Source organism: Streptomyces sp. NPDC040622 (genome assembly GCF_055593965.1).
This window is the reverse complement of sequence record NZ_JBVIXD010000002.1, coordinates 110,299-124,161: the sequence shown is the minus strand read 5'-3', so window position 1 is coordinate 124,161 and position 13,863 is coordinate 110,299. Positions and strand designations below refer to the sequence as shown.

General features: G+C 70.8%; 12 protein-coding genes. 7 read left to right on the top strand and 5 right to left on the bottom strand.

Annotated elements, in window-relative coordinates; translation table 11 throughout:
- Positions 1-3: 3 nt before the first annotated feature.
- The 3 genes from ACZ592_RS04935 to ACZ592_RS04925 are packed head-to-tail and all read right to left on the bottom strand — an operon-like array spanning position 4 to position 2,884.
- Positions 4-1,314, bottom strand: coding sequence for a CpaF family protein (locus tag ACZ592_RS04935; RefSeq protein ID WP_471580119.1), 1,311 nt, complete (start codon positions 1,312-1,314; stop codon positions 4-6).
- A complete protein-coding gene (locus ACZ592_RS04930; protein ID WP_471580118.1) occupies positions 1,311-2,147 on the bottom strand; it encodes a hypothetical protein in 837 nt (278 codons plus the stop codon). Before ACZ592_RS04930 ends, ACZ592_RS04935 begins: the two co-directional genes overlap by 4 nt.
- 17 nt (positions 2,148-2,164) lie before the next feature.
- On the bottom strand, positions 2,165-2,884 hold the full coding sequence (locus ACZ592_RS04925) for a hypothetical protein (RefSeq protein ID WP_471580117.1): 720 nt from the start codon (positions 2,882-2,884) through the stop codon (positions 2,165-2,167).
- A 567-nt stretch (positions 2,885-3,451) separates the two neighbouring features.
- Between ACZ592_RS04925 and ACZ592_RS04920 the strand changes: the two genes are divergently transcribed.
- Positions 3,452-4,549, top strand: coding sequence for a hypothetical protein (locus tag ACZ592_RS04920; protein ID WP_471580116.1), 1,098 nt, complete (start codon positions 3,452-3,454; stop codon positions 4,547-4,549).
- Positions 4,550-4,776: 227 nt separating this feature from the next.
- The gene (locus ACZ592_RS04915) at positions 4,777-5,664 is read left to right on the top strand and encodes a S1 family peptidase (protein WP_471580115.1); all 888 of its coding nucleotides are present in this window, start codon (positions 4,777-4,779) and stop codon (positions 5,662-5,664) included.
- A gap of 232 nt (positions 5,665-5,896) precedes the next feature.
- Here ACZ592_RS04915 and ACZ592_RS04910 read toward each other — a convergent pair whose 3' ends face one another.
- Both ACZ592_RS04910 and ACZ592_RS04905 read right to left on the bottom strand, forming a co-directional pair.
- Positions 5,897-6,538, bottom strand: a complete 642-nt coding sequence (locus tag ACZ592_RS04910) for a hypothetical protein (RefSeq protein WP_471580114.1) — start codon at positions 6,536-6,538, stop codon at positions 5,897-5,899.
- A 58-nt stretch (positions 6,539-6,596) separates the two neighbouring features.
- The gene (locus ACZ592_RS04905) at positions 6,597-7,148 is read right to left on the bottom strand and encodes a DinB family protein (protein WP_471580113.1); all 552 of its coding nucleotides are present in this window, start codon (positions 7,146-7,148) and stop codon (positions 6,597-6,599) included.
- A gap of 391 nt (positions 7,149-7,539) precedes the next feature.
- Between ACZ592_RS04905 and ACZ592_RS04900 the strand changes: the two genes are divergently transcribed.
- The 5 genes from ACZ592_RS04900 to ACZ592_RS04880 all read left to right on the top strand — a co-directional run bounded on the left by ACZ592_RS04900 (position 7,540) and on the right by ACZ592_RS04880 (position 13,857).
- The gene (locus tag ACZ592_RS04900) at positions 7,540-7,746 is read left to right on the top strand and encodes a hypothetical protein (RefSeq protein ID WP_471580112.1); all 207 of its coding nucleotides are present in this window, start codon (positions 7,540-7,542) and stop codon (positions 7,744-7,746) included.
- A 529-nt stretch (positions 7,747-8,275) separates the two neighbouring features.
- Entirely contained in the window at positions 8,276-10,639 is a 2,364-nt protein-coding gene (locus ACZ592_RS04895; RefSeq protein WP_471580111.1) for a hypothetical protein, read from the top strand.
- A complete protein-coding gene (locus tag ACZ592_RS04890; protein WP_471580110.1) occupies positions 10,629-11,963 on the top strand; it encodes a hypothetical protein in 1,335 nt (444 codons plus the stop codon). The genes ACZ592_RS04895 and ACZ592_RS04890 overlap by 11 nt, the downstream gene beginning before the upstream one ends.
- Before the next feature lie 100 nt (positions 11,964-12,063).
- A complete protein-coding gene (locus ACZ592_RS04885) occupies positions 12,064-12,408 on the top strand; it encodes a hypothetical protein (protein WP_471580109.1) in 345 nt (114 codons plus the stop codon).
- 186 nt (positions 12,409-12,594) lie between these two features.
- Positions 12,595-13,857, top strand: coding sequence for a DUF308 domain-containing protein (locus ACZ592_RS04880; protein WP_471580108.1), 1,263 nt, complete (start codon positions 12,595-12,597; stop codon positions 13,855-13,857).
- Positions 13,858-13,863: the final 6 nt, after the last annotated feature.

Genomic DNA, 13,863 nt, shown 5'->3' with positions numbered 1-13,863 from the left:
TGCTCACCCCCATTGCCCGGCGGGGCGGTAGCCGAACGCGGCCAGGTCGTCCATGCAGGCGATCGGCGCGTGCGCGACGATCCGTCCGTCGGGGGCCTCCGCGAAGACCTCGCTGGACAGGACGCGGCCGTCGACGCCGTTGACCTCGCGGACCGAGGTCACCATGCGCTGGAGCTTGCCGCCGGACTGGTAGTTGTTGCGCCGCTGGACGAAGACGACGAAGTTGACCGCTCCCGCGACGAGCATCTGGCTCGCCTCGATGGGCAGTCGCTCGGTGGCCTGCAGCGCGTACGTCGAGATGCGGTTGAAGACCTCGCTGGAGCTGTTGGCGTGGATCGTGGAGAGCGAGCCGTCGTTGCCCTGCGACATCGCGTTCAGCATCGTCACGATCTCGTCGCCGAGCACCTCACCGACGATGACGCGGGACGGGTTCATGCGCAGCGACCTGCGCACCAGCTCCGCCATCGAGATCTCGCCCTGGCCCTCGGAGTTGGGCAGCCGCTCCTCGAACGCCACGACGTTGGGGTGCAGGTCCGCGTAGGTGTCGAGGCCGAGCTCCAGGGCGCGTTCGACGGTGACCAGGCGCTCGTGCGTCGGGATCTCGTTCGCCAGGGCACGCAGCAGCGTCGTCTTTCCGGCGTTGGTCGCGCCGGCGATCATGATGTTCTTGCGGGCGCGGACCGCGCAGGCCAGGAAGTGGCCGATCTCCGGCGTCAGCGTGCCGTTGCCGACGAGGTCGGACATGAAGACCTTGCCCATGCGGGCGCGGCGGATGGAGAGCGCGGGGCGGCGCGTGACGTCCATGACGGCCGACAGACGCGAGCCGTCGGGCAGCCGCAGGTCGAGCTGGGGGTTGGCGGAGTCGAAGGGGCGCGAGGACAGGCCCGAGTAGGCACCGAGGACCTGGATGAGCTCGACGAGCTCCTCGTCGGTCTCGGCGACCGGGTCGGCCTTGATCTCGCGGCCGTCGGCGAATCCGACGAAGACCTGGTCGCAGCCGTTGATGTCGATGTTCTCGACCTCGGGGTTGTCGAGCAGCGGCTGCAGCCGCCCGACGCCGAAGAGCGCGGCGTGCACGGCGGCCGCGTACTGCTCCTCGGTCTCCGCGTCGAGGGGGGTGCGCCCGGCGTTGATCTCCGTGCGCGCGTACTCCTCGAGGATCTGCGCGATGACGGCACGGGCGTAGTGCCGCTCGTCCTCGCCCGACATCGGGGTGACGCCGGAGACCTGGTCGAGCCGGCGCTGCTCGGCGATGCGGTCACCGGCGTCCTGCCGGAACCGCTTGACGAGCTGGTGATCGACGGGTGTGGTCATCGGCCCGTCCCCGGCTGCTGCGCGACGGGGTTGGTCCAGGCGGCGCCGTACTGCTGGTAGAGGTCGACGGTCACCTTGCGCGCCGAGCGGATGAGCAGCGACTTGTCGAGGCGGCCGCGACGGCGGCCGGCCAACTGGTCGGCGCCCGCCGGGTCGTCGGCGAGCGTGCCCACGACGCGGGCGCCGGTCTGCGCGGCCATCAGCATGTCGTTGACCTGGTGGACGAGCTTCGCGGACGTCGCGGGGTCCGCGATCAGGAGGACGCCGATGAGGGGCTGCGCCAGCGAGGCCGCGCCACGCGGGCCGCCGTGCAGCTTGGCCGCGAGGGCCGCGGCGCGGTCGCGGACACGGGCGATGGCCTCGGGCTCGGTGCGCGAGACGAGCAGCACGAGCGCGGCGTGCGGGAACAGCTCGACGGCCGGGCCGTCTCCGCTGATCCGCCCGCAGTCCGCTATGACGTCGGCGGGCGCGTGCGGCGAGTCGGCGAGCTGCGAGAACGCGCGGCCGAGCGTCGGCCAGATCCCCGCGAGGCCGGCGGCCTGCTCGGCGATGCCGAGCCCGACGAGCACTTCGAGCCCGCCGCTCAACGGCTGGGTGTGGTCCCAGAGTTGGTCGGGCACGAGGCCGCGGCGGGCGGTGGCCGCGATGGAGAGCATGCCGGTGTTGGGGTTGAGCGGACCACCGTGCGCGGCGGCACTGCGGTAGACCAGGTCGCCGCCGGCCGGGTCGGTCTCCGCCACGAGGACGCGACGCGGCCAGACGGCCGCGAGTGCGACCGCGGCCGTGGTGACGCCGGGAGACCCCTTGTCGGCGGCGAGAGCGATGAGCGCCATGTCTCTTTTACTCGCCTTTAGTTGTTGTCGTCGGAGACGCGGGCGACGACGGCCTTGCCCTCGGAGGCGGCGCTGGCCAGGGCCGCGACCTCCTCCTGGGCGACGACCAGGGTGATGTTCTGGTTGCCGGTGCTGACCGTCGCGTCGCTCTTGCTGGTGATGGTGTTCACCTTGGCGCTGGCGACCAGGGGCGTGTCGCTCGTGGAGCTGCCACCGCTGGATCCCTTGCCGGTGGAGGTGCCGGACACGACAGGGAAGACGGAGACGGTGTCGCCGACCTTCAGGTCGGAGGGGTACTGCCCCTCCTTGAGGGAGAGGCCGACGGAGGCCTTTCCGGCCGGCAGCCCGCTCTTGGCGCCGAACATCTCGCCGACGGCGACCGTGCCGCCGGGGATGGTGCTCTTGGCCTTGAGCTTGGTGAGCGCGCCGCGCTGCTCGTACGGGATGTAGTTGATGGAGTCGTCCTCGGCGACCATCACGCCGGTGATGTTCTCGCCGTCGACGGCGGACTCCCCGGCCTGGATGGGCTTGGTCACCTTGACGACCTCGATGCGGTCACCGGCGCGCAGCACGAGCACGGTGGCGCCGAGCGCGCCGACGAGGATGAGGAGGACGGCGAGTGCGGCAAGTGCCGGTTTGCGCTCGCGAGGCGGCGCGGGAAGGCGCTCACCGACTCCCGGCTGAGCCGGTGCGGCGGAACGGCTGTTGCCCGCCCCCGTACGCTCCTGGATCTTCACGCAACTGCTCCCCGCACACCCAAGAAGATTCGGTCAATTTCGATCATTTGCGACACTCGCGACTCTCTCGCCGGTCTCAGGCGGGCTATTCAGCCTCAGACTCAGTGTCAAGTCATCGCACCGTATCAGCAGCACATAAGCCCCTCAAGGCGCGTTAAAGATCGCGAAGCTCACACCTCTCATCGTTATCCACGCGCAATCCACGACCTCTGGTTCCGATGCCGTTCCCAGGTCTCGGGGAGGGGCAATTGTGTGCGCACGCGAATAGGGGCACTTTGCGCAAGTGCCGCCGGAAGAGCCGCCGCTGACCACTTCCACACGGTTCCCACACGGTCGGCGCGAGATACCGCGACGGCCGTGCCATGATCCGTCAGCCTCATGGGTGACGCGGGAGGGGCGGGGACGGTTCCCGGCCGTCGCGCCGGGGGCGGCGGCGCGCGCCGGACGACGCTCCGCGGCGCCTCCCGGATCACGCTCCGCACACCCCCTCAATCCCGCTCCGCACACCCCCCTCAATCCCGCTCCGCACCACCTGCCGTACTCCGCGCGAAGGGAAGCCGCCCCACCGTGAGCACCCCCACCGAACACCCCCCACTCCTCCCCACGACCCACGCAACTCTCGCCGCCGACCAGCGACTTCTGGCGGCGGTACGGGTCATCGGCGCCCGGCGCGGCTTCGACTACACGGACGACGCGGCGACGGCGGCCCTCCTGGCGGAACGCCGGAGGACCCTGCGGCGGGTGGCCAACAGCGCACCCGGCTGGCTGGGCGGCCTGGCGATCGTCGCGGGCATCTGCTGGCCGATGTTCTCCCCCACGGTCCCCGCCCTCGCCGACAAGCCGCCGGGCGTGCTGTACGGCCCGGCGGTCCCCCTCCTGGCCCTGGGGACCTGGCTCTGGGTGCTCGTGCGACGGCGCTGGAAGCGGGAGTTGCTGCACCCGCTGCTCGCCGGGTACCGCGAGGTGATCGGCCTCGCGCAGGCGTACGGGGCACCGGTGACCCACATACCGGACTGGCTGGTCGGCCGCCCGGAGAACGGGAGCGGGAAGGGCGCGGCGCCGATTCCTTCGTACGGGGAGGGGGCGCTGTTGCCGCACGGGGGCGGGGATCCGCTGCCGCACGGGGACATGGGCTCGCTGCCGCATGGGGACATGGACTCGCTTCCGCACAGGGACATGAGCCCACTGCCGCACGGGGACAGGGACTCGCTTCCGTACGAGAACGCAGAGCGGACGCACGAGGGTCGGCCCGCGTCGACCACACCCGCCGCACCCACTCCCCCCGTCGCCGCCACACCCACTCCCCCCACTCCCCCCATACCCGCCAAATCCCACGCCGTCAGCGCCTATGAGGCGAGGGCGGACGAGGGCGGCTGGCACGACGAGGCGGGCTGCCTGCTCCTCCTGGCCGGGCTCGGCGGGGTGATCTGGGGCGCCACGCAGGACACTCCCGCCGGCTACCTGGCGGGCGTACTGGTGCTGCCGGCGATCGCGACGTGGCTGGCCGGCAGTCGGCAGGGCAAGGAGAAGCAGCGGCTGCGCGCGGAGGCGGTGGCGTACGTACGGGCCCTTGCGGCGGCGCAGGCGGCGGGGGCGCGCGTGCCGGAACTGTCGCCGGTCCTGCGGCGGTTGCTGGCGGAGGAATCGGAGCGCGCGGGGGAATGAACCGTCCCGCCGCATTCGCCCTCTCTCATTTCAGCGCGAGAGGAACGTACGAGAGGGATGCACGAGAGGGCGCACGAGAGGGATGCGCGAGAAGGGGCGGACGACATTGTTGAACGCCTGACCAAATCCCGGTCGGGGCAACCCCGTTGGCACCCATTCTGGTACGGACCTTTCGCGCGTCGAGTGAATTCCGCAATTCCTGCCGTACGAAAGAGAAGCAACCCCCCATGAGTTCCAGGAATACGTTCAAGAGAACCCCCACACGCCGGACCTCCGCGGCCGCGGGCCTCGCCGCGACGACCGCCGCGCTCGCGATGGTCGCGACCTCCGCCCCGGCCGCCCACGCGATCATCGGGGGCACCGAAGTCCCCAACGACGCCTACCCGTTCATGACCGCGGTCCTCTCGAAGGGCGCGGGCAGCGCGCTGGACCGCCAGTTCTGCGGAGCGAGCCTGGTCACCGCGGACACCGTGGTGACGGCGGCGCACTGCCTGGTCGACGACGCGGGCAAGCCGGTCAGGCCGAAGTCCCTCCAGGTGGCCGTCGGCCGCACGGTGCTGACCGCCGAGCAGGGCCGGATACGCGACATCGCCAAGGGCGGCGTGGTCGTGCACCCGCGCTACCTGAAGGGCAAGGAGGCGTACGACGTCGCCTTCCTCCAGCTGAAGAAGCCGGTCCGCGGCATCTCTCCGGTCGCGCTGCCCACGCAAGGCACGGACGCGCTGATCCGCCCGGGCCAGAAGGCGACGGTCGCGGGCTGGGGCAACACGGACACGGACCTGCCCCACACCCCGGACCGCCTGCGCGAGGTGAAGGTCCCGATCCTCTCCCACGCGGAGTGCGGGACGAGCTACAAGGAGTACGACTCCAAGGTCAACTTCTGCGCCGGGGTCGAGACGAAGGACTCCTGCCAGGGCGACAGTGGCGGCCCCATCTTCCGCAAGGTCCCCGGCCGCAAGGCACCCATCCTGATCGGCGTCGTCTCCTACGGCGACGGCTGCGGCGCGCAGGGCGCACCCGGCGTCTACACGTCCCTGAGCTCGTCGAAGCTGTGGAAGACGCTGGACGAGTCACCGTCGGGCAAGAAGGTGAAGCGGGCGCTGAACCGGCGGTGACCACGCGGACCGGATCTCCGGCCGGGGAGTCGACCGGATCTCCGGCCGGGGAGCCGAGCGGAGATCCGGCCGGGGAGCCGAGCGGAGATCCGGCCGGGGAGCCGAGCGGAGATCCGACCGGGGAGCCGAGCGGAGATCCGACCGGGAGGTGAATCGGACGGCCCGGGGCGCGTTCTCACGACGCTCCGGGCCGCACGCCCGGCCACTCAGCCGCGGGAGCTGTTCAGGCCGCCTACTCCGCGAAGCGGAACGTAGAGGTCACCGCGTCGAAGATGTCGAAGAACGAGTCCGCGAGGTCGAGGATCTGGCTGCTGCCGGACACCAGGGCGACCTTGCCCTTCTGGCCGGGGACCGGGATGAACGTCTGCATCAGGACCACCCGGATCGTGCGCTCCTCACCGGGGACCGAGATGTCCTCGATGCCGTGCGTCCGGGCGGCCGGGCCGACACCCGGGATGTCGACCGTCGTGACCTTGCGCCACGCGTCGCCCTCCCGCTTGGCCTCGCGCACGCCGAGCTGGGCGACGATGCGGTCCGGGTCGGTGGGGAGCACGTCGCCGTTCGGGGTGCGGGCACCGACCACGGAGACGGTGACCGAGCCCGTGACCGGCGTATCGCCGCCGAAGCTCTCCGCCATGCAGCCGCAGTACAGCGCGCCGGACTGCCAGGCGTCCCTCGATGCCTTGCGCAGGAACGCCTCGAAGGTGTCGCGGTGCGGGGCCAGCTCCGGGCGGGCGCGGACGCGGTCGTTGATCATCTGCCGGATGGCGGCGTCGCGCGACTCGGGGCGCACGTCGAACTCCCACCACGTCTCCGGCACCTTGATGCTGAATCCGCCGCGCGCGATGGTCTGCGGTGCTGTGTAGCGGGCCATGGCTGGCACCCTCTCCGTCCCCCGGGTCCTGTCGTTCTCGAGCGCCAGCCTACGGGGACTACTCCCCGGTGACTCCGTCGATCCGCTCCCTGAGCAGGTCGGCGTGCCCGTTGTGGCGGGCGTATTCCTCGATCATGTGCGTGAGGACGTAGCGGAGCGAGTACGTGTCCTCACGGAAGTCGACGGTGGTGTCGAGGGAGTCGAAGGAGTCCACGACGGCCCGGGAGCGGGCGCACGCGGCGTGCCAGACCTCGAACGCCTCGTCGGGGTCGGCGTCCGCCACGTCGAAGTCGGCGCGCTCGCCCGGCACCCGGCCCTTCCAGTGCGCGCCGGCCGCCTCGCGGTTCAGAACGTTGCGGAACCAGCCGAGCTCGACCTCGGCGAGGTGCCGGACCAGCCCCAGCAGCGACATGTCGGAGGGCGGCACGGCCCGCTCCTTCAGCTGCCCCGAGGTCAGCCCGGCGCACTTCATCGCGAGGGTCTCGCGCTGGTACTGAAGAAAGGCGCCAAGAGACGTGCGCTCGTCCGCGGCGGCTTGCGGGGGGTGGGTTCTGGGGTGGGTGGGGGTGTTGGGGTGATCGGGACTCTTGGGGTGAGTGTCGTCGGGCATCGGGCCATCATGGTCAGGTCGGGGCGAGGGCGCACGGAATTTCATCGCGGCCACCGGGTGCCGAGCCGGTGGCCGGCCAGTGCCACCCGGCCGCGCACCTCACGAGCCGACACCGGCGTCCCGAACTGCCGGCAAACCGGGCAGTTTGCGGGATGTGCACCCCTGAGCCAGGTACGGGCCGCACCGCAAAACCGGATCCGGCGAAGGCATTGACCACTTCAGTGCCTTCGGATGGCTTGTCGAACTGTCGCCCCACCGGCTGTCACCCCACCGGGAGTCACCCGTGCATCGCGGGAGCCGAGACCGGCGGTACGGAGAAGAGCGCGACGCCGAGGGACAAGGCCGCCCGAGCGGCCGACATCGACCGGCCGCGGATGGCTTCCCGTCCGCCGTGAAGCTCACCTTCGACAGAGCAAGCCTGTCCGCTCCGGACCAGGGCACGGCCCTGAAGGACGCCCAGGAATACGCACGGGCCGTCGAGCACGGAATCGTGGAGCAGGACACGGGCGACACCGCGCACAAGTACTGCGCGAAGTACGGCAGCCCGGCGTACACGTACGCGAAAGACCAGATCAAGAAGCACATCGACGCCGGCTAGACCGTCACCGGCGGAAGCCGTTGCACGCAGTGCCAGAGTTGACGAAGCCGCCCCGCTAGGTCTGAGCGGCACCAAGCGTCGAGGAGATGACGCTCCAGTCCGGCCCTCTGCGCGCAGAACGGGTCGGGCATCGGTCCGGGCTGCGGGCCGCTGGAACACACCGACATCCTCGCCGAGTTCTCCCTGTCCGCGCTCGCCGAGGCCCGGCAGATGAAGTTCAGCCCGTTCGGCGGCGCCGATGTCCGGCTCGCGTTCACGGACCGGTCCTGGGTACGGCTCTTCACCGGAACACCGAACAGCGCGGAGCGTCTGGTGCAGGTGACCGCGGGAACGGTGCGCATGCTGTCGGAGAGCGCGCTCACCGAGGGGCAGCATCGGGAGGCGGCCCGGTTCCGCGCCGGTGTGCCGGAGAGGGTAGGGCAATGGGCCGCCCCCAGCTCACCGTACAGACGTGGAGTGCCATGGCCCCCGGCCCCGTCGCGACAGTAAAGTGCGCCCAGTCGGCAGGGGGGCGAGGGGGACGGGAACCATGGAAGCGACAGGTCACGGGGCATGCCAGCGCAAAGACGGTGAGGCTCCCCACTGCAAAAGCGGGTGCGGCGGGCGTGGCGAGGCCGTCGGCGGCGGGCGTGGCGAGGTCACCGGCGAGCGTGCAGCCCGCTCCGGCCGCCGGGGCCGACGTACCCCGCCCTCACCCTCGATCTCTGTCCCCCGCCTCATCACCCTCGTCTCCCTCTTCCTCCTCGCCTCCTTCCTGAGCCCCGCCCCTGCCACCGCCTCAGGGCCGGCCCCGACTCCCCACGAGACCACCCAAGCCGCCTCCCTCGCCGCCCACCTCCGCGGCAACCCCGTCTACGTCACCGACCAGCTCCCGCGCGCCGTCCCGCGCTCCACCGCCCCCGGCTTCGCGAGGCTCGCCAAGCGCACGAAAATGCCGACCTACGTCATGGTGCTGCCGGGGGACGGGACCAGCATGGCGAACGACGGGCTGCTCGGGGCCGTGCACGACCGGCTCGGGCGCGACGGGTTGTACGTGCTCGTCGACGAGAGTTCCGTCGTGGCGGCCGGTGCCTTCGGGGTGCGGGCACCCGTCGACGACGCACGGACCGTGCAGCAGTACGAACTGCCCTACGATGCGGGGCCCTTGCTGAGTTTCGAACGGTTCGTCGACGTCATCGCGCAGGGCGGCGCGAAGGCGTCGGAGCGCGCCGAGGCCGCGCGGGAGGAGTACGGCGGGCACGGCCCCTACGGCGAGGGCTACAAGGAGCCCGAGCAGCTGCACATCGGTCCCACCGACCGACGGAACCAGTCCTTTCTGACCGGCATCCTTCTCGCGGGCCTGCCCCTGCTCGTCCTGCTGCTCTCTCCCTACGTACGGCGGTGGTGGCGTCGCCGCCCTGGCGCGGCACCCTCTCCCTCGCCCGTGTCCGCATCCGCATCCGAACCCGCATCCGTCAATATCCACAAGAGCCCCGAGGACGACACCGGCGACCGCTCCACCCGCCGGATCGCGCCCTGGGCCGACGCCGCCGCCGCCGTCGTCGCCGCGGCCGCCGTCGTGATCACCGCCGTGATCCTCTTCGACCAGACCACGTCCAGCGCCGCTTCCCCGCCCACCACCACCGACATGACCGCCCGCGTCGACCGCGTGGCGGACGGGCTGCGCCACGGACCGGTCTACAGCGACCCCGACAGCCCGCGCTCCCTCGACGCGCAAGAGGTCCGCGAACTCCGCGCGCAGATCGCGAAGTTCGACCGCGGACCCGTACACGTCGCCCTCATGCCGCAGCTCTCCGACGACGAGTCCGGGGGCAACCCCCAGGCCTTCGCCGACGCGCTCCATGCCGAGCTCGGCAGACCCGGCGTCTACGTCGTCGCCGACCCGCTGTCGGGCGACATCGACGTGATCACGTACCGCGTACGCATCGACGCGAACCTCATCGCTTTCGACCTGCCCGACACCATCCGGTACGCCGACACGGACGACCGTTCCGACGATCACCAACTCGGCGCGCGGCTCGGCACGTTGCTGACGTTCCTCGACAAGGCGCCGCGCACCGACGCGCCCGAGACCTCCTCCTACGGCGAAGCGGCTCCCGACCCCCTCGACGAACACGCGCTCCCGAAGCTGTTCAGCGGGGACTTCTGGCCGGGGCTGATGATCGGCGCGATCGGGGCGCTCGTGGTCTTCGGTCTCGCCGCGGGCGTGCTCGGCATCCTGCGCCGCGCCGTGCCCGCTCTGCGCATCCCGTCCCGCACCACCGTCGGACGGCACGACCCCTCGCCGGGCCGGCCGTCGGGCCTGGTCTTCGACGCGCCCACCGCCCCCTCCCGCGCCCATCTCCGCGAGGCGGCCCGGGGCGAACTCGACGCTCTCGCACGGGAGTTCGACCCGAACGCGGCGCTTCCCCCCGCCCTGCGCACCCGCGTATGGGACTGCCTCGACACCGCCACGCTCCTCGCCGACCGCGACACGGGCGGGCCCGACGGGCGGGTGGACGACGACGTACCCTCGGCCGACCTCGCCGCCGCCGTCACGCTCGCGCGCATGGGCCGCGCCGCACTGGCGAGCGGCGACACCGGCAAGCCGCCCTGCGCGCTGAACCCGTTGCACGGCCCGGCCACCGGCTGGCGCGACGCGCGGTACGCGCCCGAGGACAACAGGCGCCGCACCATCCCCGTCTGTGCCGCCTGCCGCCTCTTCGTCACGGCGGAGCCCGGCCGTGCCCACACCCTCCGTCTCACCCTGCCGAACCAGGCCGGCGACGGGCGGCCGGGCGGCCGGGACGGTGGCCGCGTCCTGTACGAGGACGCGCCGGGTCCGCTGCCCGCCGCCCGCAAGGGCGTTCCCCAACTCATCCGCCAGGTACGGGAGTACGCCGGTGTCCAGTGACCTGAAGCGCCTCGCCGCCGCCCCACTGCGCGCGGCCCGCACCGTCCTCGCCACCCTCGCCGCCGTACTGCTGCTGGGTGTGGCGGCCACCCCCGCCTCCGCCGCCCCCGCCCCGAGCCCGGGCGGGAAGATCGCCGCCGCGCTGCGCGACTCCCCGGTCTACGTGGACCCGTCGTACGAGGCCTCCGCCGTGCCGCCCGCCCGCCAGAGGCAGCTCGTCGCGCAGATCGAGAAGACCGGGCTCCCGATCAAGGTGATCCTGGTCCCGCTCGCCAAGGGCGATGCCTTCGGCGGCAGTCCCGACACCCTGGCCTCCGTCGTGCGCGACCGCCTCGAGGACCGGGAGCCGACGGGCCGGGACGCCGGTCGCGACCTCATCCTCCTCACCAGTGGGGAGAGGAACGACGACATCCGCGGCTTCGAGTGGCCGGGCGACAAGCGCCAGGCCTCGGACGCGGCGTACGCAGTCGGCCTCATGGACGAGTTCCGCGACGCGGGCCTCGCCGAACTGACCACCGAGGCGATCCGCCTCATCGAGCGGGGTGACGGCACGGAGGCGTACAAGGAGGAGACGAAGGCCCTGCACAAGGACGTGAGCGACCAGTCCGGTGACGGCTCGGGCCGCCCCGGCCGGCTGATGCCCGTGATCGTCGTCGCCGCGGTGGCCGTCGCGCTGGCGGGGGCGGTCCTACTCGTACGTTCCGCACGGCGCCGCTCCCGCACGACAGCACACCCCTCGGCCCCGTTCGCCTTCCCCCGGGCGGTCTTCGCGGCGGCCCGCGCGGCCGACGAGGCCGAACTGCGGCGGCGCGCGGAGGCGGAAGTGCTCGCGCTCGGCGAGGCCGCGCGGCAGGCCGACGCCGCATCGACGCCCGGGCTGCGGCGGGCCCTCGACGCGTACGACGCAGCGGGCACCGTCCTCGACAGCGCGCGCGGGCTGCCGGACCTCGCCGGGGTCCTCGCCCTGGTCACGGAGGGCCGCGATGCCCTGGACGGCGCCCCGGATCCGCTCCCCCTCTGCTTCTTCAACCCCCTGCACGGCCGCGCCGCCCGCACCCTCACCTGGCGCCCCCTGGGCCGCCGGGACCACCTGCGAGTCGCCGCCTGCACCGACTGCGCCCGAGCCGTACGCGAACACCGCGCCCCGGAAGTCCTCACCGACACGACCGGCCCCGACGGACGCCCGCTCCCCTACTTCGAGGTGGCCGCGTCCACAAGCGTCTGGGCGGCGACCGGCTATGGCTCGCTGCTCGACGGTGACGGGGTGGACGGGCTTGCGCGAAGGGTGGGCCGGGGGGACTTTTCCCGGGGGCGGCGGGGCTGAGTCCCGCGATGTCGGTGCCGAATCCCGCGATGTCGATACCGCGTGCTTCACCGGGCATTCACAGAATGCGGGCCACCGTGCCGGTTGCGATCATGGCAGAGTGGCGCCGAGTGACAAGCGCGGTACGGAAACGGGGAGTACGGAACACATGTCGGGATCCGACCTGATCGTCGACTTTCAGCTGCTGAACAAGTCTGCGAGTCAACTGAACGCCATTCAGAAGGAGTTCAAGAACCTCGACGAATGGAAGGAAGACATTCAGTCGGCGGTCGGCGCCTCCGACATGAAGGACGCCATGGGCGACTTCGTGGACAACTGGGACAAGAACCGCAAGCGCCTCCTCGAATCCCTGGAAGAGGTGGGGAAACAGGTCGAAGGCACTCGCGACGCCTTCAGGGATCTCGATGACAACTTGGCCAAATCCGGCAAGAAGAAAGATAAGTAGCCCACCGGGACCAGACGCCAAAAGGCTGATGGAACGGCAGCAGCACACGATGTACACGTACGACTGAAATACAGCAAGAGAAGTGGCTTCGGGGGAGAAATGGCACGGCCCAAGGACTGGCAACCACTGCGCGAGAGCGATCCCGTACCGGGAGACCCCGAGGGGGTTCGCGGCCAGGTCAAGCACATGAAGAAGATCGCCGAGTATCTGCGCACCCAGGCCGCGGCCCTCACCGCGATGGCCGACGCCGACAACCTCAAGGGCAAGTACGCGGACAAACTCGCCGAGGACGCGCGGGGCCTCGGCCGCAAGCTCGACGAGGCGGAGGACCGGTACCGCGAGGTCAAGAACCATCTGTCCGGGTGGGCCGAGGACTTGGAGGGCTTCCAGAAGCGCGCGGACAAGGCTCTCGGGGACGCGAAGGACGCCCAGCGCGTCATCGACGCCCACGAGGACAAGCCCGACTCCGGCAAGAAGGCCAAGGACGGCGACGAAAAGGACAAGAAGGGCGACAAGGGTTCCGACGCGGAGGACCCCGCCCTGAAGAAGGCCAAGGAGGACTTGTCGGATGCCCGCGGTCGGCTCAATTCCGCGACCGGCGACTACGACGAGCGTGCGGGTCACTACGCCAGCAAGATCCGCACATCCATCGACGACGACATGAAGGACAGTTGGTGGAATGACCTCAAGGCGGCGATCGGGGACGCCGACTGGCTCAGTACCTTGGCGGATGCCTTGAGTTGGGCCGCCACGGCCATCGGCGTGTTGGCATTGCTCTTCCCCGCAGTCGGCGTCGTCGCTCTCATCCTTACGGGCATCGTCGCTGTTATCCATCTCGCCCAGGCCAGTACAGGCAACGGATCGTGGTTCGACGTCCTCATGGATGTCGGCGCACTCAAGCTCGCCCGGCAGGGGATCAAGGCAGGCAAAGCGATCAAGGCGCTGCAGCAGAGCTCGCGCAAAATCGCATCGGGGACGGCCGACGACGCCGCCAAGGCGTCGGCGCAGCAGGCCCGTAAAAGCACGATCGAAAATGGCAAGAGGGGAAGCCGGAAAGGCGGGGGCCGATCACGCGGCGATCGGGAGAAGAGCCGTGCACGTAGGCTGAAGGCGGAACAGAAGGCCAATACTCAGGGAAAGCAAGCCGGCAAGGACGTACGTGACGCGGAGATGCCGCAGATCACAGCGCAAGAGAAGTCCAGGGCCCTGGGTGACGCGGAACTGGGCAGCCAGCTGAAGGACATCAAGAAGTGGCGAGACCGGTACCCCGACAACACCCGGCTCGCGGACAACGCGAGCCAGGCTGAGCGTCATGCGGGCGTGGTCCGCTCCACCTGGGCGACCAGCACCGCGCTTGACTCCGCGGACAAGGCCGGGGACTTCGTGTCCGACGGCGAGTACAGCCGAATGAAGGACCGCATGACACGACCCGTCGGGTCGCAATGGTGAGGGATG

Bases quoted from the DNA above. Each gene is read 5' to 3' on its own strand.
- ACZ592_RS04935 (WP_471580119.1), bottom strand. From the start codon at position 1,314: ATGACCACACCCGTCGATCACCAGCTCGTCAAGCGGTTCCGGCAGGAC.
- ACZ592_RS04930 (WP_471580118.1), bottom strand. From the start codon at position 2,147: ATGGCGCTCATCGCTCTCGCCGCCGACAAGGGGTCTCCCGGCGTCACC.
- ACZ592_RS04915 (WP_471580115.1), top strand. From the start codon at position 4,777: ATGAGTTCCAGGAATACGTTCAAGAGAACCCCCACACGCCGGACCTCC.
- ACZ592_RS04910 (WP_471580114.1), bottom strand. From the start codon at position 6,538: ATGGCCCGCTACACAGCACCGCAGACCATCGCGCGCGGCGGATTCAGC.
- ACZ592_RS04905 (WP_471580113.1), bottom strand. From the start codon at position 7,148: ATGCCCGACGACACTCACCCCAAGAGTCCCGATCACCCCAACACCCCC.
- ACZ592_RS04895 (WP_471580111.1), top strand. From the start codon at position 8,276: ATGGAAGCGACAGGTCACGGGGCATGCCAGCGCAAAGACGGTGAGGCT.
- ACZ592_RS04880 (WP_471580108.1), top strand. From the start codon at position 12,595: ATGAAGAAGATCGCCGAGTATCTGCGCACCCAGGCCGCGGCCCTCACC.